We start from the raw sequence: 26,742 nt of genomic DNA, 5'->3' as shown, positions 1-26,742 counted from the left end.
CTTGGCGCCGGGGAGAGGTATTATTCAAAATATGGTAATTAATATGGGTGGGGCGTTTATGACTGATGGACCAGATCTGTCCGCTCAGTCTGGGGCTATTGCTGGTTCATTAGCCGGTGGGGCTTTTGGGAAATATGTGCCAAATATATTAATGCCATATACAGGAGCTTTTTCTGGTTTGATAGGTGACATTGGTTCTTCTGTTACATTTGAAATGACAAATGATACCGTCAAAGAGTTAACCAAAGATAAGGTTAAGAAATGACAATAAAAAAAATGACACCTTATATATTTATTCTCATTTTTTTATATATGACGACTGCTTTTTTTATACTAGGTGTAGCTGTACGAATTGTGACAGCTTTTATTTATACTGCTGAGTTTCATTTATCTTTCGATGGTGTAATTAAAGTAATAAAAATAAGTGTGGCTGCCGGAGCATTAATATCTTTAGGTGCTTTAATTTTTAACATCATTGACTTACGAGAGTCTCGAAAAAAGCAAACAAAAAGTAAAGATGGTGAATAGCTATCTGAAACACGGAAGAATACGCTTATCTGAAAGCGATGGGGCTTGATCCCGATCTGGTTAGTACACTGGACGGAACGAGTGCCGTTGCAGCAGAATGGATTGGTACTTGCAAGGTGATTTATACATTGATGCGTCTAAAACGGGTGTTAGTATGAATGAAATGATTAATCACTTTAAGCCCGGTTCTCCTGTGTCTAATGTAACGATGGAAGGTACTGTTAATCATATTTATATTAAAACCCAAGATGGGTGGTTGAATGTAACCAGTGGTTCAATGACAAAAGGAGGTGACAAGTAATGGCAAATAAAATTATGTTTCCTATCAAAGAGTGTCCCTCTTTCGAAAGGCTAGTGGATGTTATTGTTGATGGTTTTGATGAGTTATCCTTATCGACACAACAGTTAACTGTTGGCGTATCAGCCAAGAAATCCATTGATTTATCTGATAAGTTTGTATTTATTCAAGATCATGCTTATGGATATTTTTGTTGGGTAAGCTTTTCTTATTTTGAGCCGGAAGTCCGTGATGAGGATGATATGGATTGGCCTATTATGACAGGGGTCAGCACAAGAGGCGAAATGAGTCAGAAATTTTCTACCATCATTGCTTATCTGCTTGCAAAATACTTAGCGGCGAGAGTCATTTATGATGATTCCTACTTGGTTCAACGGAAGGATTTTTATCCTGTTGATGAATTAAGACCATTCGTGGAACAATATATAAAAGAGCTTTATCCCGTAGTGAGTTAATAAGTATCCGGCAAATGATATCCCGAGTTTATTGAAATGTTATTGATTTTGACTAATTTGGCTTAGATTATGAAAATTCTAAATTTATTGGTTATTTATCAATTTTTATAAGTCAGAGGGATAAAATGAAAAATATATGTGACCTTTTTCTAAAAAATGAGACTAACACCTCCAGCCTTAAGTATTTAACTGTATTTGATAAAAGATTTTCATATATTTTCTGGGTGGGTTATTCAGGCTATTTAGGAATAAATGTAGAGCGAATTAAACTAGTCTCTGCGGTTATAGAACTAAAATTAACTTTGGCCTTGTTGGCGATAACTTAAATAAATCTACATCAGGAGGAAAAAATGAATCTACATAATTGGAAAAAATCCATATTGACCTTGATTTATCTGTGTTTCCTGATGTGTATTCCTTTGCTATTGATAGGTGTTTTTTCTTATTTTCTCAAGGGGTGGTTTATATGGGATTTTGATAAGCCTTTCCCTTTTGGAAAAGAAGAAATAGTTACCATCTTAAAAATTAGCCTGTTGGGATTTCCCATAGGGCTTGTCTTATGGCTTTTCTATTATCGAAATAGTTAAACAAACACAATTACTGTTAAAGAATTTTATCCTGTTGATGAATTAACGCCATCCGTAGAAAGAACAGTATATAAAAGAGCTTTATCCCGCAATTAATCAATAAGCATCAAGCTTCCGATGTTGCTTGAGAGCTTGATTGTAACCGCCAGAGCTGAATATCCACTTCAATCACCATCTTTCCGCCAGTTGGAAAAGACCGCGCTTGATTTAGCGAAGCAGAAACTCAACGACTCGGATCCTTTAGAGCATAAAAAGGCCGTCAGGATTATAATGGATTAATGGAGAAAGATATCCCCAACGATCAAATGGTTCAATAACAAAGGAAGGTGGAAAGTAATGGCAAATGAAATAATGTTCCCTATCAGAGAAGTCCCTTCTTTTGAGCGATTACTGGATGTTGTAGTCGATGGTTTTCATGAGCTATCGTTATCAACACAGCAGTTAACTGTTGGCGTGTCAGCTAAGAAATCCATTGATTTATCTGATAAATTTTTATTTATTCAAGATCATGCTCATGGATATTTTTGCTGGGTAAGCTTTTCTTATTTTGAGCCGGAAGTTCGTGACGAGGATGATATGGACTGGCCTATTATGACAGGGGTCAGCACAAGAGGCGAAATGAGTCAGAAATTTTCTACCATCATTGCTTATTTGCTTGCAAAATACTTAATCGCTAGAGTCATTTATGATGATTCCTACTTGGTTCAACGGAAGGATTTTTATCCGGTTGATGAATTAATACCATTCGTAGAAGAGTATATAAAAGAGCTTTATCCCGCAGTTAGTTAATAAGCACTAAGATCCCGATGTTCTGAGTGACACACATCGACTTTAACTATAAAAATTAAATGTATTTTTATAGAGAAGTAACCCTCAGCTATTTATCATAAACAGCTTAAATCATCTAAACTTACCCAATAATATTACGTCAGGAAAACCGCATGATCAGCTCCCCATCTATAAGCCACGCGTTAGTGATTGCCGTTTCGGCAGGTAACCGCGTTAAGGAAGTTTCTGATAGTTGGTCAAAAGTTGAGATGGTGATTCATATGTCGGATGTATTAACCTCGGACGTTCGACGGACGATTGAAAAGGAAGAACCGTCGTTGCGCTATTGGTCAATCGAGGAAGAACCAGATAATCCAGCCAGTGAAGGGTTTATCTGTGATGAGTATCATGTTGAATTATCGTTTCCTAAATAGCCGTGCTGATAAACATCAGTATGCCCCAACTGTGGTGAATTAAGCTGGGGCACGGATTGTATTTTTATCATCGAACCTTAACTTCAGGTTCAATTATCCCTTTGGTTTAAACCGCAACAGGCGGTTGGCATTTCCCACCACGGTAATGGACGACAAAGCCATAGCAGCGCCAGCCACTACTGGGCTGAGTAAAGCACCGGTCAATGGATAAAGCACACCGGCCGCAATCGGAATACCCAGCGAGTTGTAAATAAAGGCTCCCAACAGGTTCTGCTTCATATTGCGTAGCGTGGCTTTAGACAACGCCAGCGCATCGGCAACACCGTTCAGGCTATGGCGCATCAGGGTGATAGCCGCGGTTTCAATGGCGATATCGCTGCCTCCTCCCATGGCGATACCCACATCGGCACAGGCCAGTGCTGGCGCATCGTTGATGCCATCACCCACCATGGCCACTTTATGTCCAGCTTGCTGTAGTTGCTTAATAGCATCGGCTTTACCTTCAGGTAACACACCGGCGATCACGTTATCGATGCCAGCCTCTTTAGCAATCGCATTGGCGGTGACTTGGTTATCTCCGGTTAACATCACCAGTTGATAACCCTGCTGGTGTAAGCGCCGTAGCGCCTGAATGCTATCGTTTCTTAACGGATCGCGGATGGCGAACACGGCGACCAATGTGCCATTTGCTGCTAGCAATACCGGCGTCGCTCCCCGTTCTGCTTCAGTGCGGATTGTATCAGCGGCTGCGCTGATATCTACTTGCTGTTCAGTCATCAAGCGATCGTTACCCAGCAGGAGGGCAGATTCGCCAACAGAGCCGCTAACCCCTAAACCTCGCAGCGTGCGGAACCCATTCACCTGCGGCAGGCTTATTCCTTCCGCTTTAGTTATAATGGCATGCGCCAATGGATGGCTGGTACCTTGTTCTAATGCCGCCGCCCATTGCAGAACCTGAGTTTCAGTTACCTGATTAAAGGTATGAATAGCGGTAACCTGCGGTTTACCTTCGGTCAGGGTACCGGTTTTATCAAAAATTACCGTGTCTACCGTGCTGGCCTGTTGCAGGGCATCCGCATCACGAACTAATACCCCCAGTTCAGCGGCGCGGCCAACGCCGGAGATAATCGACATCGGCGTAGCTAGGCCCAGCGCACAAGGGCAGGCGATAATCAGTACCGTAGTGACAATCACGAGGGTATATACAAGTTGTGGTTGTGGCCCTATCAGATACCAAATCAGTCCGCTGATTAAGGCGATGGCGACCACCACCGGCACGAAGACGGCGGATATACGGTCAGCCATTCGACCGATTTCTGGTTTACTACTTTGTGCCTGACGAACCAGCTTGATAATACGTGCTAGGGTGGTTTGATTACCGATAGCGCCTGCGCGGAACAGGGCGCTACCATCCTGAACCACGGTACCTGCATGAACCCGGTCCTGTGCTGATTTTTGCTGTGGCATGGCTTCGCCGGTCAGCATGGCTTCATCCAGCCAGATCTCGCCCTGAATGATTTCCCCATCTACCGGCACTCGGTCGCCGGTGGTGAGGCGAATTGACATGCCTACCTGAACTTCAGACAGAGGGATCGTTTGCTCACCCTGTTCGGTAACGACTTTGGCCGTTGGTGGCGTCAAGTCCAGCAGTCGTTCCAATGCTTTTGATGAACGCTGTCTTGCCCTCTGCTCCAGCGCATGACCTAAATTGATCAGGCCGATAATCATGGCGCTGGCTTCAAAATAGATATGCCGGGCAGCCATCGGGAAAATTTGTGGCCAGATAGCAACGCTGATGGAGTAAATCCATGCCGCGCCGGTACCCAATGCAATTAGGGTATCCATGGTGGCGCTGCGGTTCATCAGGCTGCGCCAGGCATTTATATAGAAATGCCCCCCGGCAGCAACCATTACCGTTAGGGTGATTAAACCGATAATAATCCAGTAAGACTGGTTATCAGAGGTCACCATCATGGTGCCGCCAAAGACACCCCATAGCATAAGTGGAATACCTAACACCAGTGCCAGCGCGGACTGCCAACGATATTGGCGAATGCTTTTTTGTGACGCTTGGTGCTGTCGGGCACGACGTTGCTCTTCATCCTGAATGATCTCGGCCCCATAGCCGGCTTTTTGCACCGCGCGGAGCAGTTCAGACTGCTGTGGCTGACCAAATACCATAGCGCTGCGCTCCGCCAGATTGACCCGAGCCTGTTCAACACCGGAAACGCTTTCCAGCGCTTTCTGTACTTTGTTGACACAACTGGCGCAGCTCATGCCGCTAAGCAGTAGCTGTACGCTGTCATCACTCTCATTGAGTACAACGGTCGGTAATACATTTGCCGGATGGCGAGTGTTTGCCGCTGTCATTGGCTCCGGCGTTTCTGATACTGACAGCGGCTCAGTTTTTGGGCTAGCGGAACTCAGGGTTGCTTCAAAGCCAGCTTGATGAATGGCTTCTATTAGCACTGACGGTTTTGCACTACCGTAGATTTCGGCTTTATCCAGCGTAACATCTGCTGCCAGCACGCCGTCAACGGCTTCCAGTGCTTTGGTGGTTGCGCCGGTACAGTGACCACATGAGAGCCCAGACAGCGCTAATGTCACGTCAGGTTTGGCGCTTTCAGCCTGATAGCCCGCCTGTTCAACGGCAGCCATTAACGCAGCATCGGGGAGTTCGCTGACTACTTTGGCCTGAGTAACATTAACATCGCTGGATTGTACGCCGGGTAACGCATCGAGTGCTTTTTTGACTCTGCCAGCACAGCCCATACAGGACAGACCGGTCAGTTGCAGAATAGTCGTGTGTTGCATAATAGACTCCTGATTACTTGCTCAGATTTTTCTACCGTAATTGGTTTTTCTTAGCTGTAATGAAGTTTAAACCTTCCAGCAACAGGAAGGTCAAGGTGTTATTTTAATGCCATAGTAATTCAGTGAGTAAAATGATTTTTTATCCGTATACAGTAAAAATAGGATGAGTAAACTGGTTACCAGAAATGGGGGAATATTGAAGGGTTAATTCCCTGATTCGCTAATAGTAATAAGGATATTCCATGAATGGCGCTAACATTTTGAAAGTTATAGAAAATCTAGATCACGACCAACGTTGGAAATACATGATTGCTCTGGGAAAAAAGGCTAAAAATTATCCGGCCTTATCTCAGTCATTAGCCACGCTTGCTGATTCGAATATTCATTATCATAGAGTTATTGCCCTGATGTCGGCTCATGGCTCCTATGAGCCAGCCATGATAGCTCGAGCGCTAGAAGATGCTTCCAACGTATATTTATCTTCAGCCATTACTTTAGCCGCCCAACATTTAGATGCTGACCGAATAACCGATTTGGTTCCCGGATTATCAAAAAAGCGTCGTCATTTGATGTTTATGGCTTTATTGCGGGTCAGAAGGACTATTGAATTGGCCGATAAATATGGTTGGAGCAAATCGCTGCGTGACCAGCTGCAATGCTACCGTACTGATAAATCCCTTTGGATATCGGATGCGGCCGAGCTGGTTATTCCGCCATTGGCGCTGCCCGAGGCGGATAGCGTAAACTGATATTGTTAACCATCAGATAAGTTAGCGCTAGCGCCATTGGGTTCAGATAACCCGTGGCGCGACTTCCCCCATATGCCTTTTATTATTTGTTATGTCTATCCATTCTTTAATCTAATGAAACCAGCGGGATACTCTTAGACAGAATAATTCTAAAGGATCCGCATACCCATGTCAGATAAGGCTTTACCTGTCCCTGTTTTACCGTTGTCACAGGAACAATTAGAACGGTTGAAGACGGCTACTTCCGGCTTATCGCCTGCACAGTTGGCCTGGGTATCAGGCTATTTGTGGGGATTAACCAGCCAGAATAACGATACGTTTGCGGCGGCAATCCCCTTATCAACCTCTGCTGTGACTACACGTCCGATAACGATTTTATCGGCTTCGCAAACCGGCAATGCGCGCAGGTTGGCAACTCAGTTGCGTGACGATCTGAACCATGCTGGCTTATCCGCAACCTTAGTCAACGCCGGTGACTACAAATTTAAGCAGATCGATCAAGAAAGGCAGCTTATCGTGGTGGCCTCAACTCAGGGAGAAGGTGACGCGCCGGAAGAGGCGATTGCACTGTATAAATATCTGTTTTCAAAAAAAGCACCGGCGCTGAATCAGACGCAGTTTGCGGTTTTTGGTCTGGGGGATACTTCCTACGAAAACTTCTGCCAGACCGGTAAAGATTTTGACCTTCGCCTAGAGGCGCTGGGAGCGCGTCGCTTGCTGGATAGGGTAGATGCGGATGTTGATTATCAGGCGCTGGCCGAGCAATGGCGTCATCAGATTGTGGAGCGACTGAAGGCTGAAGTGCCTGCGTCGTTGTCGTCATCCGTAGCCCATACGCCGGGCCTTAGCAAAAGTCACAGTCAATACACCAAAGCGCAACCGCTGATCGCCTCGTTATCCGTCAACCAAAAGATTACCTCGCGCAGTTCCGATCGCGATGTACGTCATATAGAAATTGATTTAGGTGACTCGGGGCTGAGCTATCAGCCGGGCGATGCATTAGGCGTCTGGTTTCAAAACGACAGTGAATTGATTGAAACCCTGCTGTCAGAGCTGGGTATTGCGGGTGACACTCAGGTTGAAGTTCAGGGCAAGCCGCAACCGCTGCGGGATGCCCTGAAATATCATTATGAACTGACGCAAAATACCACCGCGATTGTGGAGTTTTATGCCAATCACAGTGGCGATGCCCGTTTGGTGGAACTGCTGACCGATAAGCCACACTGGCAGGAATATGCCCATAACACGCCCATCGTGGATATGGTTCGCCGTGCGCCTTCATCTATGGATGCTCAGACTCTGCTGTCCATGCTACGTCCTATTACCCCGCGCCTCTATTCTATTGCTTCATCGCAAGAAGAAGTGGGTAGTGAAGCGCATCTTACCGTTGGTGTAGTGCGCTATAGCGTGGATGAAAACCCTCGTACCGGAGGGGCGTCCGGCTATCTGGCGGATCGTCTGGAAGAAGAGGGCGATATTGCCGTGTTTATTGAACATAACGACAACTTTAGACTGCCGGACGATCCCTCTACCCCTGTGATTATGATTGGGCCGGGAACCGGTATCGCACCGTTCAGGGCTTTTATGCAGCAGCGTGAAGCGACCGGTGCGGAAGGCAAAAACTGGCTGTTTTTTGGCAACCCCCATTTTACTTCTGATTTTCTCTATCAGGTGGAATGGCAGGGCTATGTGAAAAGCGGCCTGCTAAACCGTATCGATCTGGCCTGGTCGAGAGATCAGCAACATAAAGTTTATGTACAAGACAAGCTGCGGGAGAACGGCAGTGAACTGTGGCAATGGATTCAGGATGGTGCCCATCTTTACGTCTGCGGTGATGCTAACCGTATGGCAAAAGATGTGGAACGTGCTTTACTGGACGTTGTGTCAATACACGGGGCGATGGACCCTGAACAGGCCGACGAATTTTTAAGCGAACTGCGTATCGATAAACGCTATCAGCGGGATGTTTACTAATGAGCAATGATTCAGAGATTAAACTGTCTGACAACGAACGGCTAAAACGTGAGAGTAACTTGCTGCGTGGCACCATTGCCGATGATTTGAAAGACGGCCTTACCGGCGGATTTCGTGGAGACAATTTTCAACTGATCCGTTTTCACGGTATGTACCAACAAGACGATCGCGATTTACGCGCTGAACGGGCAGAGCAGAAGCTAGAACCACTGTTAAACGTGATGCTTCGCTGTCGTTTGCCGGGCGGGATTATTACCCCTCAACAATGGTTGGGCATCGATCGCTTTGCCGCTGAAGATACGCTGTACGGCAGCATTCGCCTGACAACCCGTCAGACTTTCCAGTTTCACGGGGTATTGAAAAACGATATCAAACCTATGCATCAGTTGCTGCACCGTTTGGGCATGGATTCGATTGCCACTGCCGGTGACGTAAACCGCAATGTGCTCTGTACTTCGAATCCCGTTGAGTCGGAACTGCATCAGCAGGCATACGAGTGGGCAAAGAAGATTTCGGAACACTTATTGCCGAAAACCCGCGCCTACGCTGAAATCTGGTTGGATGGGGAAAAACTGGAAACCACCGACGTAGAACCCATTCTTGGCGCGACCTATTTACCGCGTAAATTTAAAACCAGCGTGGTGATCCCGCCGGATAATGATGTGGATCTGCACGCTAACGATCTCAACTTTGTTGCCATTGGTGAAAATGGTCAACTGGTCGGTTTTAACGTGCTGGTGGGCGGTGGTCTGGCGATGACCCACGGTGATAAGCTGACTTATCCACGTAAGGCTTCTGAGTTTGGTTATATTCCGTTAGAACATACTTTGGCGATTGCGGAAGCGGTAGTGACTACTCAACGCGATTGGGGCAACCGTTCAGAGCGTAAAAACGCCAAGACTAAATATACGCTGGAACGAGTAGGTGTTGACGCTTTTAAGCAAGAAGTAGAGAAACGGGCCGGGGTGAGTTTTGCCCCGATTGTTCCTTATCATTTCACTCGCCGTGGCGATCGCATTGGTTGGGTGGAAGGTATTGATAAACAATGGCACCTAACGCTGTTTATCGAAAATGGTCGTCTGTTGGATTACCCAGGCAAACCGTTAAAAACCGGTATGGCTGAAATTGCCAAAATCCATAAAGGGGATTTTCGCCTAACGGCCAATCAGAATCTGATTGTGGCGGGGGTTACCGTTGAAGATAAAGCCAAAATAGAGACGCTAGCGCGCCAGCACGGGCTAATTAGTGATGGGGTATCAGAACAGCGTAAAAACGCTATGGCATGCGTTTCATTTCCTACGTGTCCGCTGGCAATGGCTGAAGCTGAACGTTTCCTACCTGATTTTATTACTCAGGTAGAGCAGGTGATGGAAAAGCATCAACTGCCTGATGAGCATATTATTCTACGGGTGACAGGTTGCCCTAACGGCTGTGGGCGGGCAATGCTGGCTGAGGTTGGGCTGGTGGGTAAAGCGCCAGATCGTTATAACCTGCATATTGGTGGTAACCGTGAAGGGACGCGTATTCCCCGCATGTATCGTGAAAATATTACTTCAGCGCAAATACTGTCCGAACTGGATGGCTTGATTGGTCGTTGGGCCAGCGAGCGTCAGGAGCAGGAAGGGTTTGGGGATTACGTTATTCGCGCCGGAATCATTAAACCGGTTATTGACTCGGCTCGTGACTTTTACGATTAAGGAGACATCATGTCGAACCTGAATTTAGCCCGGTTAAATCAGCTAACGGCGGAAGAGCAGAAAACGGAACTGGCGGAGGTTAACCGCCAGTTAGAATCGTTATCTGCCGCACGGCGTGTGGCGTGGGCGCTGGAGAATTTGCCAGAAAATAAAGTACTCTCTTCCAGTTTTGGTATTCAGGCGGCGGTTTGTCTTCATTTAGTTACGCGTCAGCAGCCAGAGATACCGGTGATCCTGACGGATACCGGCTATTTGTTTCCCGAAACCTACCAGTTTATTGATAGCCTGACGGAGCAGCTTAAGCTTAACCTGAAGGTTTATCGTTCCCCTTATTCCCCTGTCTGGCAAGAAAGCCGCTACGGCAAACTTTGGGAGCAGGGGGTTGAAGGTATTGAGCGTTATAACCAGTTGAATAAAGTTGAGCCGATGAACCGAGCTTTAGCGGAGCTACAGGCGCAAACTTGGTTTGCCGGTTTGCGCCGTGAACAGTCGAGTTCCCGGGCGCAATTACCGGTGCTCGCCATTCAGCGTGGGGTATTTAAATTTCTGCCGATTATCGATTGGGATAACCGGCAGATTTATCAATATCTGACGGATAACGGCCTGAATTATCATCCTTTATGGGAACAGGGCTATTTATCTGTAGGGGATACTCACACCACCCGTAAATGGGAACCCGGCATGAGTGAAGAAGAAACGCGTTTTTTTGGCCTGAAGCGGGAGTGTGGGTTGCATGAAGGGTGATATTTGGTGATGAAAAACCCGATTAATAGATATTGATGGATATTCCGGTCGTAAAATCAGAGGTGCTTATACTAGGTTTGTGCTCGACCGGAAGACCGTCTGTACTTGAGATTGGAGTGCGTTGGGCTTGGCCGGGCTACGGGCAGTTATGAAACACCCTGCGGTGCTTCACCCTTCGGGCCAGCGCGAGCGCTGTTCAAACAGGCTTTGCCTGTTTGTCGTTGGTTTATGCTAAGTCGACCCCCACGCCCGTCCCTCCCAACGATTGGCATTGCTAACAGATAGGGCACTTCTTTGGTGTGCGTCAAGTTGATCTCTACGGTAGTTCCTCTCAACTATCAGTATTGTTAACAGATAGGGTGCTTCGTTGACTTATGTTAAGTCGATCCCCCTTGGTATTTTTATTGCGTATTGCCTCGCAACTTAATGATATGTGAATGGATTGCGTCAGACTATTTGGATAGCATCTGTGGCAGTGAATGGAATGGTTTAATAATCAATTCATTTACAGTGTTATCGGGGGTTATGAGTAAGCAGGGGCACTTTACATCCTGATGTTAATCGTTCATTATATGTTCATTAACACGTGTTTTAACAGGGGTGAAATATGACAAAAACCCATGCAAAAATAACCAAAAAGACGGTCAGTGTGACGTTGGATCCAGTTTTGTATCAAAAGGCTCGCGATATGGGTATCAATTTATCAGCAGTATTGACTCAAGCCATTGAGGCACAGTTACAGGCAGCATCTGCTGCTCAATGGAAGCATGAAAACCGGCAGGCGATGGAAGAGCTAAACCGGATTAGTGATGAGAGCGGCTTACTTTCCGATGAATATAAGGCATTTTGATTGTGCAATATACTGTCTATCGTAATACGGGTAATAACAAGGATTACCCGTACTTATTGAATGTACAAAGTGACCTGATTGATGCGTTGACAACGCGATGGGTGATTCCACTCTTCCCCCGTCGCCGATTTAAAGGAAAGGTCCCTCAACACTTATGCCCGATACTGAGTATTGGGGAAGTTGAGTACTTATTGATGACGCATGAGATGGCCAGCGTTCGCAAAAGTATGCTGGGTGACGAAGTGTGCCAGGCCCAGCATTATCGCGATGAGATTAAAGCCGCGATTGATTTTATGATTGATGGTTTTTAATGTGATTAATTTATAGCAACCTAACGGATTATCTTTTGTTAATTCATTTCCGGATAATGTTTGTAAGTGTCGCTATTAAGAGTTGGCTATAAATATTTAATTTAAATATCAATGAAATATATTTTTAAGACAGGCTAAAGAATTTAAGCGATTATTCAGGCACTTTTTTGTCGGTTAAAGTTAACTCCCAGTTTTTTCTATCACTATGCGTTAGTGCAAGTGATAAGTTTCGAGTAGAAGTATAATAAGCATTTAACAACTCGATAATCTCTTCAATACTCTTATCGTCCATGATATTGGCTTCTAAAAAGTAATTGGGTAGTTCCATATCAATAGCTTTTATTGCAGTAATGACGGTATCAAATAAGTTAACCGATTCTTTTTCACTCTCGGGTCTCGGGATGTTAATACGCATGTTACCTATAAAATTTCCATATGATTTTGTTAATTAGATTATGTAATCATAGTTAATACGATAATCATAATTTTTTTAAATCGCTGCCAAAAATTCAAACCGCATCATTGTAAATCATATCCAAACGTCTATTTTTATTTAAACACAAATAGTGAAAATTTGTTGTTTGGCGCGGAGAAGTTGAGTATCTGCTGATGACCCATGAAATAGCCAGCGTACGTCAAAGTATGCTGGGTGACCAAGGGTGCCAGGCCCAGCATTATCGCGATGAGATTAAAGCCGCCATTGATTTTATGATTGATGGTTTTTAGTACTATCCGTAGATATTAAATATTTCCTGAACCAGGCCAGCGTTCTGTCCCAAGCAAGTTCTGCTGCTTCTTTGTCATAGCGCGGTGTTGAATCATTGTGAAATCCATGATTTACACCGGGGTAAATATAGGCTTCATAAGTTTTATGATTGGCTTTCAGTGCGGCCTCATAGGCCGGCCAGCCTTCATTAATGCGTGAGTCTAGCCCGGCGTAGTGCAGCAGTATTGGTGCTTTGATGTGTGGTACATCTTCGGTTTTGGCTTGACGACCATAGAAGGGCACGGCAGCACCCAGTTCCGGGTAGGCTACTGCGGCGGCATTCGCGACTCCGCCACCGTAGCAAAAACCGGTAATACCCACTTTGCCGGTGGTTGTCGCGTGATGTATTAAAAACTCAATGGCAGCGAAAAAGTCATTCATTAATTTAGTCGGATCGATCTGCTGTTGTAGTTCGCGCCCTTTATCATCGTTTCCCGGGTAACCGCCAACCGAACTGAGTCCGTCCGGAGCCAGAGCGACAAAGCCTGCTTTTGCCAGACGTCGCGCTACATCTTCAATATAGGGGTTGAGTCCACGGTTTTCGTGCACCACGACCACACCAGGTACTTTACCGCTGGTTTTCGCCGGGCGGACGAAATAACCCCGAACGCTACCGTGTCCCAACGGTGATGGATATTGGATATATTCAGCGATAATTTCAGGATCGGTAAACTCTACCTGTTGCGCATAGCTGTAGTCGGGCATCAATAATGAGCCAAGTGCCGCCGCCGATACTCCACCAACCACCATCTTGGTTGCTAGATCGAGAAATTCACGCTTGCTGATACGCCCATGTACGTAGAAATCAAAATACTCGAGCAGTGCGGGAGGGAAATCTTTTGCGGTGAGACGAGTCATATGCAGGCTCCACGTTTGCTGTCATTAAGTCAGTATAAATAATGGTCTGTAACTGGCCGTTTTGTAAACATAACATTTGATAATCTTTTTCCTATTCCATTCAGCTATATCAAATTCCATTTGGTGATTTCATTCGTTAGCAACGACTCTCTATAGTCAGGTTATTGTTTTGTTAAGAACCTGAAGGTTATCGTGGATTATTTACCTCTGTTTGCCGATTTGAAACATCGTCCGGTGCTAGTTGTTGGCGGCGGAGAGATTGCTGCCCGCAAAATTGGTTTGCTCTTAAGCGCCGGTGCGGAAGTGTTTGTGGTGGCTAAATCTCTGGGTACTGAGGTGAATAAACTGCATCAGGAAAAGGCATTGAACTGGCTGGCGCAGGAGTTTGATACCTGCCAGTTAGACGATATTTTTTTAGTGGTGGCGGCAACCAATGACAGCACGTTGAATGCCAGAGTCTTTCAGGCGGCTAACCAACGCCGTCGCCTGATTAATGTGGTGGACGATCCTGCTCGCTGCTCATTCATTTTTCCTTCTATTATTGACCGTTCGCCCTTGGTGGTTGCTATCTCTTCTGGTGGTAAAGCACCGGTATTAGCGCGTTTGTTACGGGAGAAACTGGAAGCATTATTACCAGCCAGTCTGGGTCAGGTTGCCGAAATAGCCGGTAACTGGCGCACGCGAGTTAAGCAACATCTGCACTCATTAAGCGAACGCCGCTATTTTTGGGAGCGTCTGTTTGATGGTCGTTTTGCTTCGCTGGTGGCGGCAAATCGTACCGAAGAGGCAGAGGTCGAGCTTGAACAACAGCTATATCATCCCGCTTCAACGACCGGTGAAGTCACGCTGGTAGGGGCAGGCCCCGGAGATCCAGGGCTGTTGACGTTACATGCGTTGCGAGCCATTCAACAGGCCGATGTGGTATTGCATGATGCTTTGGTTACCCCAGAAATATTGGAACTGGTACGTCGTGACGCCACGCTAATTAGCGTAGGAAAACGTGCTGGATCGCATTCAGTACAACAGGAAGAGACCAATCAGTTACTGGTTAAATTAGCCCAGCAGGGTAAACGTGTTGTGCGTTTAAAAGGTGGAGACCCCTTCATTTTTGGTCGGGGGGGTGAAGAGCTGGAAGTTTTGGTTAATGCCGGGATTCGCTATCAAGTTGTTCCTGGTATTACCGCCGCCGCAGGTGCGGCGGCCTATGCTGGAATTCCACTAACACATCGCGATCATGCTCAGAGCATCACGTTTATTACGGGGCACTGCAAGCCAGAGTCTGATGGTGTGGATTGGTCACAACTGGCTCAAGGGCATCAAACTCTGGCGATTTATATGGGAACGGTAAAAGCCAGCGATATTCAGCAACAACTGATAAATCATGGACGTTCAGCATCGACACCGGTGGCAGTGATTAGCAGAGGAACACGCAGCGATCAGAAAGTGCTAACCGGAACACTTTCACAACTGCATGAGTTAGCCCGTGAAGCGCCAACCCCCGCGTTGTTAGTGATAGGTGAAGTGGCGGCGCTGCATCAGCGGCTGAACTGGTTCGGTGAACCTGCTCAGCCATCCTTAGCATCACAGAATAGTCCGGCGCAGTGGCAGTCGGTAGTCAATCTGGCCTGATGGCCTTTAGACAAAGCATTGAGGTATTGAACGTGGACGAAAAACGACTGACTCACTTACGCCAACTGGAAGCAGAAAGTATTCACATTATTCGTGAAGTGGCGGCTGAATTTGCTAATCCAGTGATGCTTTATTCCATTGGAAAAGATTCCTCGGTCATGCTGCATTTGGCGCGCAAAGCCTTTTTTCCCGGTAATTTGCCGTTTCCTCTGTTGCATGTGGATACCGGCTGGAAATTTCAGGAGATGTATCAGTTTCGCGATCGCACGGCAAAAGCCTATGGCTGCGATTTGCTGGTGCATAAAAATCCGGAAGGGGTCGCTATGGGGATTAATCCTTTTGTGCACGGCAGTGCGAAACATACCGATATCATGAAAACCGAAGGGCTGAAGCAGGCGCTGAATAAGTACGGTTTTGATGCCGCATTCGGTGGTGCCCGTCGTGATGAAGAGAAATCCCGGGCGAAAGAACGTATCTATTCATTCCGCGACCGTTTTCATCGCTGGGATCCTAAGAACCAGCGTCCTGAGCTGTGGCATAACTACAATGGTCAGATTAACAAGGGGGAAAGCATTCGTGTATTTCCGCTCTCTAACTGGACCGAGTTGGATATTTGGCAATATATCTTTCTGGAAAATATAGAGATTATTCCTTTGTACTTGGCAAAGCCACGGCCTATTTTAGAGCGTGACGGTATGCTGATGATGATAGATGACAACCGCATTGACTTGCAGCCGGGGGAAGTGATTGTGAAGCGTAAAGTGCGTTTCAGAACGCTGGGGTGCTGGCCGTTAACCGGTGCGGTTGAATCCGAAGCAGAAACCCTGCCGGAAATTATTGAAGAAATGCTGGTGTCCACCACCAGTGAACGTCAGGGGCGGGTTATCGATCGGGATCAGTCAGGCTCGATGGAATTGAAAAAACGGCAGGGTTATTTCTGAGGAATAGATGATGAGTGAAGTGATTAATCAGCCTGTGAGCGTTAACGAGGCGATTGCCCGACAAATTGCGGAGCAGGGCGGCGTTGAAGCTTATCTTCATGCTCAACAGAATAAAAGTCTGTTACGTTTCCTCACCTGTGGCAGTGTGGATGATGGCAAAAGTACCCTTATCGGACGATTGCTGCATGATACCCGCCAAATTTATCAGGATCAGCTCACCACGCTGCATAATGACAGTAAACGTATTGGCACTGCGGGTGAAAAACTGGATCTGGCATTGTTGGTGGATGGTTTACAGGCAGAGCGTGAACAGGGCATCACTATTGATGTGGCCTATCGTTATTTTTCTACTGAAAAACGCAAATTTATCATTGCCGATACGCCGGGGCATGAGCAGTACACTCGCAATATGGCAACTGGGGCGTCCACCTGTGATGTGGCTATTTTGCTGATTGATGCGCGTAAAGGCGTACTGGATCAGACCCGTCGCCATAGCTTTATTGCCACGCTGTTGGGGATTCGCCATCTGGTGGTTGCGGTAAATAAGATGGACTTGGTGGGATATCAACAGTCGGTATTTGAACAGATTCGCACCGATTATCTGACGTTTGCAAATCAGCTTCCGCAACAAACTGAGATTAAGTTCGTACCATTGTCCGCACTGGATGGGGACAACGTCGCCAGCGTGGGCAACAATATGCCTTGGTATTCTGGAGCTACACTGCTGGAAATTCTGGAGACGGTAAACGTGGTGGCTGAACAGCAGCAAAAGCCTCTGCGCTTTCCGGTTCAATATGTGAACCGGCCTAATCTGGATTTTCGCGGTTATGCCGGTACCTTATCTTCTGGTGTGATTGAAACCGGGCAGGCGATTAAAGTACTGCCTTCAGGCGTAACCAGCCGGATTAAATCGATTGTTACTTTCGACGGTGAACTTGAAAAAGCTTGGCCGGGAGAGGCGATAACGCTGGTGCTGGAGGATGAAATTGATATCAGTCGGGGAGATTTGCTGGTAGCCGCAGAGGATAACAGTTTGCAACCGACTACCGGAGCAACGCTGGACGTGGTTTGGATGGCTGAGCAGCCGTTGCAGGCAGGTCAGAGCTACGACATTAAGGTATCAGGTAAAAAGAGCCGAGTACGCATAGCGCGTATTGTACATCAGCGAGATATTAACTCTCTGGAACAGCGTCCATCAGAGAGCTTGTCACTTAATGGTATCGGTGTGGTTGAAGTGTTATTTGATGAACCGTTGCTGTTTGATAGTTACCAGACTAATCATGAGACCGGCAGTTTTATCTTTATCGACAGATTAACCAATGTGACGGTAGGTGCAGGTCTGGTTCAGAAAACTGACGGTGTGCAAAAACAGCAGCCAACCTTTAACAGCGAGTTCGAACAAGAACTGTTTACGTTGATTCGTCGTTACTACCCTCACTGGGATATCAGTGGGGCCAATAACAAAGGGTGATGCCTGATGGAAAATAACATTGTCTGGCACACCCATCCGGTGACCCGTATCGAACGGGAACGCTTGAATGAACATCGTGCCGCCGTGGTTTGGCTAACGGGGCTGTCAGGTTCAGGAAAGTCTTCCATTGCCGGAGCATTAGAGCAGGCATTACATCATCTCAATATTCATACCTATTTGCTGGATGGGGATAATGTACGCCACGGCTTGTGTCAGGACTTAAGCTTTTCCGACCGGGATCGTAAAGAGAATATCCGTCGGGTAGGAGAAGTGTCCGGCCTGATGCTGGATGCGGGATTAGTGGTCATTACCGCGTTCATCTCTCCTTATCGTGATGACAGAGATAGCGTTGCTTTACGCCTGCCTGCCGGTCAGTTTATTGAAGTCTTTGTTGATACACCCATTGAGGTGTGTGAACAGCGTGACCCTAAGGGGCTATATAAAAAGGCCCGAAAAGGGGAAATTACCCAGTTTACCGGCGTTGATTTACCTTACGAAGCACCGTTAGACCCGGATGTGCATTTGGATGGGCGACAGCCAGTGGCGGCGCTGGTTGCTGAGCTTATTGGGTATTTGAAAGGGCGGGGGATAATTAAAATCTAAACGTTTTGTTCCCCGACTGTGGTGCGTTATCTTTGATAACGAATAAGGCCAGTATGAGTTAAAAACCTATGCTGGCCTTGTTCATTGGCAATTCTGGCAAATTACCCCCAGCCAAAACTTCATTATCTTTTTAGTCCTGTATATGTTATTCACTTCAATCTATTGATTCTGTATTTTAGATCTAATCCATAAGCGTATCGATCCGCTAATTAAGGAATATCATGAAAGACTGGAATCCTGATCTCTATTTGCAGTTTGAAGCAGAAAGAACACGTCCCGCCGCAGAGTTATTGGCACGTATTTTTCATCCAGAAGCTAAACATATCAGCGATCTCGGTTGTGGGCCGGGGAACAGTACCGAATTACTTTATCAGGCTTATCCTCGAGCAAACGTTACGGGCATTGATAGTTCTGAAAACATGCTGATACAGGCTAAACAGCGATTGCCTGCCTGTCATTTCCACCTGTCGGATATCAGCACATGGCGACCGGGTATCCCTCAGGATATTATTTACGCGAACGCCTCATTGCAGTGGGTCCCCGATCACGATGACCTGCTTCCTCACTTGTTGCAGCAGCTTTCTGATGGTGGCGTTCTGGCATTTCAGGTGCCGGATAATTTGACGCAGCCTTCTCATGCCCTAATGCGTAAAGTGGCAATGGAAGGGGCATGGTGGGAAAAATACAGTGAGCAGATATTGAATCGCAGTCCGCTGTTGACCACGGAAAGGTATTACGATTTGCTGGCTAGTCATGGTTATCAGGTTGATATCTGGCGCACCACTTTTTATCACGTGTTGCCATCAATTTCTTCCATTGTGGAGTGGCTGAAATCAACCGGGCTTCGCCCATTTCTTACCCCACTGGATGAGATAGAGCAGCAACTATTTTTGCAGCAATATCAGGCAGAGTTGGCGAAAGCGTTTACATTGCGTCAGGATGGCCACGTTTTATTGCCTTTCCCTAGGCTGTTTGTCATCGCCAGTAAAAAGCGTTCAGTGGTACATTAATTCGCTGATGAAGTGCCTGAGGCAACATAGTGCCTCAGGCTCAGGTCATTATCGTTTACTGATTTGATCGAAAATACCATCCGTTGAGAAATGTTCTTTTTGTGCTTTTTGCCAACCGCCAAAAACTTGGTCGACAGTAAACAGGCTTATTTGTGGGAAGTTAGCGGAAAACTGTTTCAGCACTTCCGGGTCCCGTGGTCGGTAGTAGTTTTTAGCGGCAATAGTTTGACCTTCTTTCGTATAGAGATACTTCAGATAGGCTTCTGAAACTTCACGAGTGCCATTTTTATCCACTACGCTGTCCACCACGGCAACCGTTGGCTCTGCCAGAATAGAGACGCTGGGTGTGATAATTTCAAACTGATCCTTGCCTAGCTGCTCGATGGCGAGTAACGCTTCATTTTCCCAGGCAATCAGCACATCACCAATGCCCCGTTCAACGAAGGTGGTTGTCGAACCGCGGGCGCCGGTGTCCAATACCTGCACGTTGCTATACAGTGCTTTAACGAACGCCTGTGCTTTGGCCCGATCGTTATTATTATGCTTCAGTGCATAACCCCAGGCGGCTAGATAGTTCCAACGCGCCCCGCCGGAGGTTTTAGGGTTTGGCGTAACCACATTCAGGCCGGGTTTAACTAAATCATTCCAGTCGTGTATCTGTTTTGGGTTTCCTTTTCGCACCAGAAACACAATGGTGGAAGTATAAGGTGCCGAGTTATCCGGTAACTGGGTAAGCCAGCTCTTATTTAATTTGCCATGCTCTGCAATTGCATCAACATCATAGGCCAGCGCCAGCGTAACAACATCGGCAGAAATACCGTTAATCACTGATGATGCCTGTTTGCCTGAACCACCGTGGGACTGCTTAATGGTTACCGTATCGCCGGTTTTATCTTTCCAGTAGGTAGAGAAAGCCTGATTGTACTGTTGGTACAGCTCTCTGGTAGGATCGTAAGAGACATTGAGCAGTTGTATATCTTTCGCAGATACGCTGGTTGCGGTAAGAAAAAGCAGTATGCCGATATTCCAGTTACGCATGGGGTTGCCTCATTAAGTGGTTAGGTAATTAACACCTTGAGACTGCCAGAAAATGGAATTAGATAATAAAGAATAAAAAGATACTTTTTATAATAATAAGGAATATCGCATTTATTTACTTTTGGCCTACGGTAGCACGGTAGAGACCATGACAAATAAGGGGGAACTGATGAAAAGCAAACAATGGTTATATGGCATCGTGTTTTCAGTTTTTAGCCTGAATGTCTACGCTGAATTGGATTGCAACAATGCCATGAACACGCTGGAGATTAACGCCTGTGCCGAACAAGAACAGCAAAAAGTCGAACAAAAGCTGAATCAAACCTATAAAGCGGTGATGCAAATGATGAGCCAACCGGATTTACCCGGTATGTCTTTCGCTGCCGTGAAGAAAGATCTACTGGAGAGCCAGCGAGCGTGGATAACCTTTCGAAAAAAGGATTGTGATGCGCTGTATGACTTCTATATAGACGGTTCGATTCGCAATGTGGTGTATATTTCTTGCATGAAGAAACATGCCGAAAGACGAATTGATGATTTAGATCGCTATCTTTCTGGCTCGACCCTGAAGTAGTTCATTGATTAGCAGGCGGTGTTATGAATATTAGTCAGGTTGCGGAAAAAACCGGTTTAAGCAGTAAAGCGATTCGTTTTTATGAAGAAAAGGGATTGATCACTCCGCCCAATCGTTCGCTGAATGGCTACCGTACTTATAATTCGCGCAATATTGAGGAATTGACGCTATTACGACAGGCCCGACTGGTGGGATTTACTCTAGAAGAGTGCAAGGAATTGCTGGCACTGTTCCATAACGCCGATCGCCGTAGTGCTGATGTGAAAGCGCGTACGCTGGAAAAAGTGGCTGATATCGATAAGCATATTGCTGAGTTGACGCAGATGCGGGAGCGGTTGATGGAGTTAGTGGCGCTTTGCCCGGGGGATAGTGGTGCCGATTGCCCGATTATTGATAGTTTTACTGGGTGCTGTCGGCATGGTAAGGAAGCGTCGTACTAAAAAGGAAATTTAACGTTGAGTCAGTTTCGTCCACCATAAGTGCGGTGCTCAAATGGACGATTGTGACAGTGGTCGAGTTAAGGGGTGGCGAATCCCCCCTAACTCAGTTGCCGGCCGAATTTCAGTGTGCAATTGAGCAGGCCAACGGCCAGATAAATAACAAAAGCACACTTTATTTAATGGTTATGCTCATCCCTGACGGCTTCAACAATCAGGGTGATGCTTTCTACAGCGACAATACGGACTTTTGTTCCCTGCGGTAGATCTTCTGAACATCGGATAGGCCAACTGCCGTCCGCCAGATTGATTCGGCCTGCGCCGTTAACAATGGGGGCGCTCAGTACCATCTCTTTACCGATTAACAGTTTGTTTGGCTGATTCAGATGATGCTTTTCACTGACGATCCGGGTTTTTAACCAGTACCACCAGATAATTGCCGTCACCATAGTCAGAATGGCAAAGTTAACCCATTGCCAGTTCCAGTCCATCGGAACCAGCCAGGTAACCGCACCAATAATAATCGCAGATACACCACTCCAGAGCAGATAACCATAGGTTCCCAGTAGTTCAGCCGCCAGCAATAGGCCACCGAGTATCAGCCAGAAACGGTATGGGTAAGCCATTATGTCCTGCATAATATCCATTATTTTTTCGGCTCGCCTTTAAGTAACTCAGTGATACCGGCGATACTGCCCAGCAGATTGCCGGCTTCCAATGGCATCATCACCACTTTGCTGTTGTCCGCAGAACCAATAGATTGCAATGCATCGGTATATTTCTGTGCGACGAAGTAGTTGATCGCCTGAATGTTACCGGCAGAAATTGCATCAGAAACCATTTGGGTGGCTCTTGCCTCTGCTTCAGCAGCACGCTCACGGGCCTCTGCCTGTAAGAACGCGGCCTGTCTTTCACCTTCAGCTTTCAGAATTTCAGATTGCTTTTGGCCTTCAGCGCGCAAAATAGCGGCCTGACGAATACCTTCCGCTTCCAGAATGTCGGCTCGCTTATTACGTTCCGCTTTCATCTGGGCGTTCATGGCAGCAATCAGCTCTGTCGGTGGGCGAATGTCGCGAATTTCAATCCGGGTAATTTTGATACCCCATTGATTGGTAGCGTCATCAACCACTTGTAACAAACGGGTATTAATATGATCGCGCTGGGAGAGCATCTCATCTAATTCCATGGAGCCCAGTACAGTACGGATATTCGTCATTGTCAGATTTAGAATTGCCGCTTCGAGATTGCTAACCTGATAGGCTGCCAGTGCGGAGTCTCTAACCTGAATAAAGCAAACGGCATCGATAGTGACGTTGGCGTTATCTTTGGAGATAATTTCTTGAGAGGGGACATCCAGAACCTGTTCCATCACGTTAATTTTACGACCCACTCGGTCCATAAACGGAATGATTAGGTTAAGACCAGGCATTAACGTTTTAGTATAGCGGCCAAAGCGTTCGATAGTCCATTGATAACCCTGCGGCACCACTTTGATTCCGGCGAACAGTATAAAAAAAACCAGCAATACCAAAATGGCAATCACAATGGCAGAAGTGTTGGGCAACATAATATCCATCCTATAATCCTTTAACGTTGTATATGTTCAGTTTACGCGAAATTAAGTATTAAGGAAGTTAGAATGGGTTAGTGAAGGTCATTCCGACACCGGCTATTTTTGAATGTGTTTTATATGAATACTTGCACCGGTTCATGCGGCATAAAAATTTTTAGCGACGAATGAAAAAAATATATCAAAAATTTCTCATTCGGTTATAATCAAAAGGTTTGACTGCACCTCTTCAAAAATCAACGAATTTACTTTGTTTTCTCTCGCCTTTGGTCGTTAAACCAATAGGTGCTCCTATTCCTGCGCCCAAAAAAAGTGGAGGGATAGGGCGAAGAAAAAAACAAATGGCTTCGTGCAAACCACGTATTGATTAATGTGGACTACCGTAGGAAAACATCTGGGTAGTAGTAACTGATGACGATATAACACATAAGGCGGGAATAACAGTGACCAACGAAGTGATCAACCTGACAGAAAGTCAAAAAGTTCCGGTTGTCGAAGAGGCAAAAAGAAGAAAGTATGCCTATAAAGCCGTTATCGCCTCTACTGTCGGTTATGCGATGGATGGATTTGATTTACTGATTCTTGGTTTTATTCTCAATGCCGTAGCGCTGGGGCTGGGATTAACCACCAGCGAGGCAGGTTCGCTAGTCACCTGGACGTTAATTGGCGCAGTCATTGGCGGCCTGATATTTGGTGTATTAAGTGATTACTACGGTCGAGTAAAAGTACTTACTTGGTCAATCGTTCTGTTTGCTGGCTTCACGGGGATGTGTGCGCTGGCGCAAGGTTATTGGGATTTGCTGATTTACCGTACCATTGCGGGTATTGGTTTAGGCGGTGAGTTTGGTATTGGTATGGCACTGGCTGCGGAAGCCTGTCGACCCAATGAACGGGCTAGAATGTCTTCTTATGTTGGTTTGGGGTGGCAGGCGGGTGTTTTGGCCGCAGCGCTGTTAACACCGCTGTTGCTGCCGGTAATTGGCTGGCGTGGCATGTTCGCCATTGGGGTTATTCCGGCATTAGCTTCTTTTGTGATTCGTCACTATATTGGTGAACCAGACATCTTTGTTAAAAAGAGCAAGGAAAAACGTAAAGGGAATCCGTTTAAAGCGCTGGTTTCCGATCGTGAAACCATCAAAGCCAGTATTGGTATCTCGATTCTTACCTCAGTACAAAACTTTGGCTATTACGGCATCATGATTTGGATGCCATCCTACCTGAGCCAGCAGTTTGGCTATTCGTTAACTAAATCAGCGATGTGGACTGCGGTAACCGTGCTGGGCATGGCCTTCGGTATCTGGCTGTTTGGCCAGTTGGCTGATCGTTATGGTCGACGCCCGATATTTCTTATCTATCAGGTTGGTGCAGCGCTGATGGTGTTAGCCTATTCACAACTGACCGACCCTTTTAGCCTGTTAATTGGCGGCGCGATTATGGGAATGTTCGTCAACGGTATGATGGGGGGATACGGCGCGTTGATATCAGAAGTCTATCCAACCGAAGCCCGAGCAACGGCCCAAAACGTTCTGTTCAACATCGGGCGCGGTATCGGCGGACTGGGGCCGTTGGTGGTAGGGATGATAGTCACCCTTTACTCCTTCCAGACCGCTATTGCACTGCTGGCTTCGCTATACGTGCTGGACATCCTTGCCACACTATTTCTGATTCCAGAAAAAGCCGGAAAACCGTTAGAGTAATCATTCAGTGACAAGACTGATGATATGACGAGATAAATATTCGTAGAAGGTCATGGTTGGGGGAGGTGGGTGTTTGAACCGCATTCGCCCTCCGAAGCCAAGTAAGAGGGTCTTCCGGCCGAGCACAATGTATATATATGCATTGTACTTACGGCCGGAATGTCCACGAAAGCCGATTAGAATGCGATTACATCAGTATCCACAATTAATACAACAACGAATACAACCGACGCCTAAACTTCGCGGCCAGAGCATCACCGGTTCCCAACGCCGCTAAAATATCCAGCATGGTCTTTTTAGCGTTTCCGTCAGCAGCATCCAACGAATGGGTTAGATGTTTCATCAACAGCGTTAATGCTTCTTCATTACGCCCAACCATATGCAACTGCAATGCTAGCTGAACCGCCAATTCGGCATTATCCGGTTGAGCTTCAACTTGCTGCTGTAACTGTTGGATTTCCGGTGTATCAGCCGCCTGTTTAAGTAACTCAATTTGAGATATCAGCCCCTGATAACGCGTATCACGATCCTGAAGTGGAATGGTTGCCAGAACGCTTTCTGCTTCATGACTTCTATTTAATGCAATCTGCGTTTCTGCCAGCATCAGGCCAATATCGCTACGTTGATGACTCAACTGCCAGGCATCCTTCAGTAATGGGAGAGCATCAATATATTTGCCTTCGCGCATCAGTTCATCAGCTTCAGCCGCTTTCAGTTCTTCTTCTTTCGGTAGAAAACGGTTTAATAATTCACGGATAACGTCTTCCGGTTGTGGTCCTTGAAAACCATCGGCAGGTTGACCATCTTTGAACAAATAAACAGTAGGAATTGCTCGAATACCAAACTGACCTGCAATCATCGGCTGGGTATCACAGTCAATTTTTGCCAGAGTAAACTTACCGGCATATTCCGCCGCTAATCTTTCCAGAACCGGGTCTAGCTGTTCGCAATGCTGACTGCGGGGAGACCAGAAATAAAACAGTACTGGGGCTTGTGCTGATTGTTCCAGCACTTGCTGAAAATTAGACTCGTTGATGTCAATAATGGCATGAGTGGTCATCATAGATTCTCTCTAATCGATTCTTCGGTGAGCGTTATTAAGCAGATATATATGGGCATTCTTATTCGCTTCAAGCGACGTTAGCCTTTATTTGCCAAAATCTTATCCATTAAGCGATCCGGCAGCAGGCGCTTGAAAATTGCCATGGCTTTGGTCACCAAAGTGACCCGATAGCGAATTTTTGCGCGTGGGCTTTCCAACGCATGACGAACGATGGGGATTAGCGCCTCCGGCGGCAGGGTGAAGCGTTTAGCTATCGGTGGGTTTTTTACCGGGCTATTACTCTGAGTTTGGTTAACGTTATCGCTAAAGGCAGTGCTAATGGGACCCGGCTCAATCAGGCTAACCTGAATACCGCTGCCGTATAGTTCAAGCCGCAGTGCATCTGACCAGGCTTCCAGCGCGTATTTACTGGCGGCATACAACCCACGACCCGGTGTGGAGATGATGCCCATCACTGAGCTGGTTTGAATAATTCGACCCTCTCCCTGTTTTAACATTGATGGCAGGAGAAGTTGGGTCAGTTCATGTGCACCAAACAGATTGGTGGAAAACTGCTGTTCAAACTGACGACGGGAAATGGTATCAAGTCGCCCATAGACGCCATACCCACCATTGTTGAACAGCGCATAAAGTTTACCATCGGTCATGGTCAATACTTCGGTGGCTGCTTGTTGAATACTCTCACTGTCGTCCAAATCCAGCCTGACTACTTCAAATCCTTTTTGCTGAAGCATTTCTATATCGGCTGCTTTCCGGCAGGTCGCAATCACCCGATAGCCGCGCTGTTTGAGATCGGTTGCGGTCACTAAACCAATTCCGCTGGAACAACCGGTAATTAAAATTGCCTTTTGCATAACTTTACATTCTCCGTAATTG

At 46.5% G+C, this 26,742-nt stretch carries 29 protein-coding genes; 21 read left to right on the top strand and 8 right to left on the bottom strand.

Annotated features, from left to right (window positions below):
* Nucleotides 1-58 precede the first annotated feature (58 nt).
* The 6 genes from HYN51_RS09810 to HYN51_RS09775 all read left to right on the top strand — a co-directional run bounded on the left by HYN51_RS09810 (nt 59) and on the right by HYN51_RS09775 (nt 3,070).
* Nucleotides 59-265 (top strand): hypothetical protein, encoded by a 207-nt coding sequence (locus HYN51_RS09810; RefSeq protein WP_157953019.1) that lies wholly within the window; start codon nt 59-61, stop codon nt 263-265.
* A complete protein-coding gene (locus tag HYN51_RS09805; RefSeq protein ID WP_108899867.1) occupies nt 262-528 on the top strand; it encodes a hypothetical protein in 267 nt (88 codons plus the stop codon). The genes HYN51_RS09810 and HYN51_RS09805 overlap by 4 nt, the downstream gene beginning before the upstream one ends.
* 154 nt (nt 529-682) lie before the next feature.
* Nucleotides 683-829, top strand: coding sequence for a hypothetical protein (locus HYN51_RS09800; RefSeq protein ID WP_157953018.1), 147 nt, complete (start codon nt 683-685; stop codon nt 827-829).
* Entirely contained in the window at nt 829-1,281 is a 453-nt protein-coding gene (locus tag HYN51_RS09795; protein ID WP_108899865.1) for a hypothetical protein, read from the top strand. Before HYN51_RS09800 ends, HYN51_RS09795 begins: the two co-directional genes overlap by 1 nt.
* Before the next feature lie 923 nt (nt 1,282-2,204).
* Nucleotides 2,205-2,657 carry a hypothetical protein gene (locus tag HYN51_RS09780; RefSeq protein ID WP_108899862.1) on the top strand — a complete coding sequence of 151 codons (453 nt, stop codon included), beginning with the start codon at nt 2,205-2,207 and terminating at the stop codon, nt 2,655-2,657.
* 152 nt (nt 2,658-2,809) lie between these two features.
* Nucleotides 2,810-3,070, top strand: a complete 261-nt coding sequence (locus HYN51_RS09775) for a hypothetical protein (RefSeq protein WP_108899861.1) — start codon at nt 2,810-2,812, stop codon at nt 3,068-3,070.
* Between the two features lie 93 nt (nt 3,071-3,163).
* Here the strand turns inward: HYN51_RS09775 and copA are convergent, their stop codons facing one another.
* On the bottom strand, nt 3,164-5,884 hold the full coding sequence (gene copA, locus HYN51_RS09770; protein ID WP_108899860.1) for a copper-exporting P-type ATPase CopA: 2,721 nt from the start codon (nt 5,882-5,884) through the stop codon (nt 3,164-3,166).
* A 242-nt stretch (nt 5,885-6,126) separates the two neighbouring features.
* Between copA and HYN51_RS09765 the strand changes: the two genes are divergently transcribed.
* The 6 genes from HYN51_RS09765 to HYN51_RS09740 all read left to right on the top strand — a co-directional run bounded on the left by HYN51_RS09765 (nt 6,127) and on the right by HYN51_RS09740 (nt 12,209).
* On the top strand, nt 6,127-6,633 hold the full coding sequence (locus HYN51_RS09765; RefSeq protein WP_108899859.1) for a hypothetical protein: 507 nt from the start codon (nt 6,127-6,129) through the stop codon (nt 6,631-6,633).
* A gap of 168 nt (nt 6,634-6,801) precedes the next feature.
* Nucleotides 6,802-8,607, top strand: a complete 1,806-nt coding sequence (gene cysJ, locus HYN51_RS09760) for an NADPH-dependent assimilatory sulfite reductase flavoprotein subunit (protein WP_108899858.1) — start codon at nt 6,802-6,804, stop codon at nt 8,605-8,607.
* Nucleotides 8,607-10,304 (top strand): assimilatory sulfite reductase (NADPH) hemoprotein subunit, encoded by a 1,698-nt coding sequence (cysI, locus tag HYN51_RS09755; RefSeq protein WP_108899857.1) that lies wholly within the window; start codon nt 8,607-8,609, stop codon nt 10,302-10,304. The genes cysJ and cysI overlap by 1 nt, the downstream gene beginning before the upstream one ends.
* Before the next feature lie 9 nt (nt 10,305-10,313).
* Nucleotides 10,314-11,048, top strand: a complete 735-nt coding sequence (locus HYN51_RS09750) for a phosphoadenylyl-sulfate reductase (RefSeq protein WP_108899856.1) — start codon at nt 10,314-10,316, stop codon at nt 11,046-11,048.
* 607 nt (nt 11,049-11,655) lie between these two features.
* Nucleotides 11,656-11,898: a type II toxin-antitoxin system CcdA family antitoxin gene (locus HYN51_RS09745; protein WP_108899855.1), complete on the top strand. Its 243-nt coding sequence runs from the start codon at nt 11,656-11,658 to the stop codon at nt 11,896-11,898.
* Between the two features lie 2 nt (nt 11,899-11,900).
* Nucleotides 11,901-12,209: a CcdB family protein gene (locus tag HYN51_RS09740; RefSeq protein WP_108899854.1), complete on the top strand. Its 309-nt coding sequence runs from the start codon at nt 11,901-11,903 to the stop codon at nt 12,207-12,209.
* 151 nt (nt 12,210-12,360) lie between these two features.
* On the opposite strand, the gene HYN51_RS09735 is transcribed toward HYN51_RS09740, so the two are convergent.
* Nucleotides 12,361-12,624, bottom strand: coding sequence for a hypothetical protein (locus HYN51_RS09735; protein WP_108899853.1), 264 nt, complete (start codon nt 12,622-12,624; stop codon nt 12,361-12,363).
* 194 nt (nt 12,625-12,818) lie between these two features.
* Between HYN51_RS09735 and HYN51_RS09730 the strand changes: the two genes are divergently transcribed.
* Nucleotides 12,819-12,935, top strand: a complete 117-nt coding sequence (locus HYN51_RS09730) for a CcdB family protein (RefSeq protein WP_108899852.1) — start codon at nt 12,819-12,821, stop codon at nt 12,933-12,935.
* Here HYN51_RS09730 and yghX read toward each other — a convergent pair.
* Entirely contained in the window at nt 12,916-13,833 is a 918-nt protein-coding gene (yghX, locus tag HYN51_RS09725; RefSeq protein ID WP_108899851.1) for a YghX family hydrolase, read from the bottom strand. The two genes, HYN51_RS09730 and yghX, sit on opposite strands and share 20 nt — an antisense overlap.
* 192 nt (nt 13,834-14,025) lie before the next feature.
* Here yghX and cysG point away from each other — a divergent pair, with 192 nt between their 5' ends.
* The 5 genes from cysG to tam all read left to right on the top strand — a co-directional run bounded on the left by cysG (nt 14,026) and on the right by tam (nt 19,487).
* Nucleotides 14,026-15,462: a siroheme synthase CysG gene (gene cysG / locus HYN51_RS09720; RefSeq protein WP_108899850.1), complete on the top strand. Its 1,437-nt coding sequence runs from the start codon at nt 14,026-14,028 to the stop codon at nt 15,460-15,462.
* Nucleotides 15,463-15,494: 32 nt separating this feature from the next.
* Nucleotides 15,495-16,403 (top strand): sulfate adenylyltransferase subunit CysD, encoded by a 909-nt coding sequence (cysD, locus tag HYN51_RS09715; protein WP_108902017.1) that lies wholly within the window; start codon nt 15,495-15,497, stop codon nt 16,401-16,403.
* A gap of 10 nt (nt 16,404-16,413) precedes the next feature.
* On the top strand, nt 16,414-17,874 hold the full coding sequence (gene cysN / locus HYN51_RS09710) for a sulfate adenylyltransferase subunit CysN (protein WP_108899849.1): 1,461 nt from the start codon (nt 16,414-16,416) through the stop codon (nt 17,872-17,874).
* A gap of 6 nt (nt 17,875-17,880) precedes the next feature.
* Nucleotides 17,881-18,477, top strand: coding sequence for an adenylyl-sulfate kinase (cysC, locus tag HYN51_RS09705; RefSeq protein WP_108899848.1), 597 nt, complete (start codon nt 17,881-17,883; stop codon nt 18,475-18,477).
* Nucleotides 18,478-18,698: 221 nt separating this feature from the next.
* Nucleotides 18,699-19,487, top strand: a complete 789-nt coding sequence (tam, locus tag HYN51_RS09700; RefSeq protein ID WP_108899847.1) for a trans-aconitate 2-methyltransferase — start codon at nt 18,699-18,701, stop codon at nt 19,485-19,487.
* Nucleotides 19,488-19,535: 48 nt separating this feature from the next.
* On the opposite strand, the gene HYN51_RS09695 is transcribed toward tam, so the two are convergent.
* Nucleotides 19,536-20,525, bottom strand: a complete 990-nt coding sequence (locus HYN51_RS09695; RefSeq protein ID WP_108899846.1) for a sulfate ABC transporter substrate-binding protein — start codon at nt 20,523-20,525, stop codon at nt 19,536-19,538.
* Between the two features lie 169 nt (nt 20,526-20,694).
* Here HYN51_RS09695 and HYN51_RS09690 point away from each other — a divergent pair, with 169 nt between their 5' ends.
* Both HYN51_RS09690 and cueR read left to right on the top strand, forming a co-directional pair.
* A complete protein-coding gene (locus HYN51_RS09690; protein ID WP_157953017.1) occupies nt 20,695-21,099 on the top strand; it encodes a lysozyme inhibitor LprI family protein in 405 nt (134 codons plus the stop codon).
* Nucleotides 21,100-21,122: 23 nt separating this feature from the next.
* Complete coding sequence (cueR, locus tag HYN51_RS09685; protein ID WP_108899844.1) at nt 21,123-21,539, top strand: Cu(I)-responsive transcriptional regulator; 417 nt, start codon at nt 21,123-21,125, stop codon at nt 21,537-21,539.
* A 176-nt stretch (nt 21,540-21,715) separates the two neighbouring features.
* Here cueR and HYN51_RS09680 read toward each other — a convergent pair whose 3' ends face one another.
* Nucleotides 21,716-22,177: an NfeD family protein gene (locus tag HYN51_RS09680; RefSeq protein WP_108902016.1), complete on the bottom strand. Its 462-nt coding sequence runs from the start codon at nt 22,175-22,177 to the stop codon at nt 21,716-21,718.
* Between the two features lie 5 nt (nt 22,178-22,182).
* Nucleotides 22,183-23,103: an SPFH domain-containing protein gene (locus HYN51_RS09675; protein WP_108902015.1), complete on the bottom strand. Its 921-nt coding sequence runs from the start codon at nt 23,101-23,103 to the stop codon at nt 22,183-22,185.
* 560 nt (nt 23,104-23,663) lie between these two features.
* Between HYN51_RS09675 and HYN51_RS09670 the strand changes: the two genes are divergently transcribed.
* Nucleotides 23,664-24,803: an MFS transporter gene (locus tag HYN51_RS09670; protein WP_407936347.1), complete on the top strand. Its 1,140-nt coding sequence runs from the start codon at nt 23,664-23,666 to the stop codon at nt 24,801-24,803.
* A 205-nt stretch (nt 24,804-25,008) separates the two neighbouring features.
* Here the strand turns inward: HYN51_RS09670 and HYN51_RS09665 are convergent, their stop codons facing one another.
* Together HYN51_RS09665 and HYN51_RS09660 are read right to left on the bottom strand one after the other, a co-directional pair.
* Nucleotides 25,009-25,863, bottom strand: a complete 855-nt coding sequence (locus tag HYN51_RS09665) for a co-chaperone YbbN (RefSeq protein ID WP_108899843.1) — start codon at nt 25,861-25,863, stop codon at nt 25,009-25,011.
* An 80-nt stretch (nt 25,864-25,943) separates the two neighbouring features.
* Complete coding sequence (locus HYN51_RS09660; protein ID WP_108899842.1) at nt 25,944-26,720, bottom strand: SDR family oxidoreductase; 777 nt, start codon at nt 26,718-26,720, stop codon at nt 25,944-25,946.
* Nucleotides 26,721-26,742: the final 22 nt, after the last annotated feature.

This window comes from Limnobaculum parvum (assembly GCF_003096015.2).
In the GTDB taxonomy this organism is placed as follows: Bacteria; Pseudomonadota; Gammaproteobacteria; order Enterobacterales; family Enterobacteriaceae; genus Limnobaculum; species Limnobaculum parvum.
The sequence above is the reverse complement of the archived record's forward strand: the minus strand, read 5'-3'. Positions and strand labels throughout refer to the sequence as shown.

Coding starts and splice junctions, on each gene's coding strand:
- cysJ (WP_108899858.1), top strand. CDS start 6,802: ATGTCAGATAAGGCTTTACCTGTCCCTGTTTTACCGTTGTCACAGGAA.
- HYN51_RS09665 (WP_108899843.1), bottom strand. CDS start 25,863: ATGACCACTCATGCCATTATTGACATCAACGAGTCTAATTTTCAGCAA.
- HYN51_RS09660 (WP_108899842.1), bottom strand. CDS start 26,720: ATGCAAAAGGCAATTTTAATTACCGGTTGTTCCAGCGGAATTGGTTTA.
- cysN (WP_108899849.1), top strand. CDS start 16,414: ATGAGTGAAGTGATTAATCAGCCTGTGAGCGTTAACGAGGCGATTGCC.
- HYN51_RS09745 (WP_108899855.1), top strand. CDS start 11,656: ATGACAAAAACCCATGCAAAAATAACCAAAAAGACGGTCAGTGTGACG.
- tam (WP_108899847.1), top strand. CDS start 18,699: ATGAAAGACTGGAATCCTGATCTCTATTTGCAGTTTGAAGCAGAAAGA.
- yghX (WP_108899851.1), bottom strand. CDS start 13,833: ATGACTCGTCTCACCGCAAAAGATTTCCCTCCCGCACTGCTCGAGTAT.
- HYN51_RS09670 (WP_407936347.1), top strand. CDS start 23,664: ATGGATGGATTTGATTTACTGATTCTTGGTTTTATTCTCAATGCCGTA.
- HYN51_RS09730 (WP_108899852.1), top strand. CDS start 12,819: ATGACCCATGAAATAGCCAGCGTACGTCAAAGTATGCTGGGTGACCAA.
- HYN51_RS09795 (WP_108899865.1), top strand. CDS start 829: ATGGCAAATAAAATTATGTTTCCTATCAAAGAGTGTCCCTCTTTCGAA.
- HYN51_RS09750 (WP_108899856.1), top strand. CDS start 10,314: ATGTCGAACCTGAATTTAGCCCGGTTAAATCAGCTAACGGCGGAAGAG.
- HYN51_RS09800 (WP_157953018.1), top strand. CDS start 683: ATGAATGAAATGATTAATCACTTTAAGCCCGGTTCTCCTGTGTCTAAT.
- HYN51_RS09690 (WP_157953017.1), top strand. CDS start 20,695: ATGAAAAGCAAACAATGGTTATATGGCATCGTGTTTTCAGTTTTTAGC.
- cueR (WP_108899844.1), top strand. CDS start 21,123: ATGAATATTAGTCAGGTTGCGGAAAAAACCGGTTTAAGCAGTAAAGCG.
- HYN51_RS09805 (WP_108899867.1), top strand. CDS start 262: ATGACAATAAAAAAAATGACACCTTATATATTTATTCTCATTTTTTTA.
- HYN51_RS09775 (WP_108899861.1), top strand. CDS start 2,810: ATGATCAGCTCCCCATCTATAAGCCACGCGTTAGTGATTGCCGTTTCG.
- HYN51_RS09675 (WP_108902015.1), bottom strand. CDS start 23,103: ATGTTGCCCAACACTTCTGCCATTGTGATTGCCATTTTGGTATTGCTG.
- cysI (WP_108899857.1), top strand. CDS start 8,607: ATGAGCAATGATTCAGAGATTAAACTGTCTGACAACGAACGGCTAAAA.
- copA (WP_108899860.1), bottom strand. CDS start 5,884: ATGCAACACACGACTATTCTGCAACTGACCGGTCTGTCCTGTATGGGC.
- HYN51_RS09695 (WP_108899846.1), bottom strand. CDS start 20,525: ATGCGTAACTGGAATATCGGCATACTGCTTTTTCTTACCGCAACCAGC.
- cysC (WP_108899848.1), top strand. CDS start 17,881: ATGGAAAATAACATTGTCTGGCACACCCATCCGGTGACCCGTATCGAA.
- HYN51_RS09765 (WP_108899859.1), top strand. CDS start 6,127: ATGAATGGCGCTAACATTTTGAAAGTTATAGAAAATCTAGATCACGAC.
- HYN51_RS09735 (WP_108899853.1), bottom strand. CDS start 12,624: ATGCGTATTAACATCCCGAGACCCGAGAGTGAAAAAGAATCGGTTAAC.
- HYN51_RS09780 (WP_108899862.1), top strand. CDS start 2,205: ATGGCAAATGAAATAATGTTCCCTATCAGAGAAGTCCCTTCTTTTGAG.
- HYN51_RS09810 (WP_157953019.1), top strand. CDS start 59: ATGACTGATGGACCAGATCTGTCCGCTCAGTCTGGGGCTATTGCTGGT.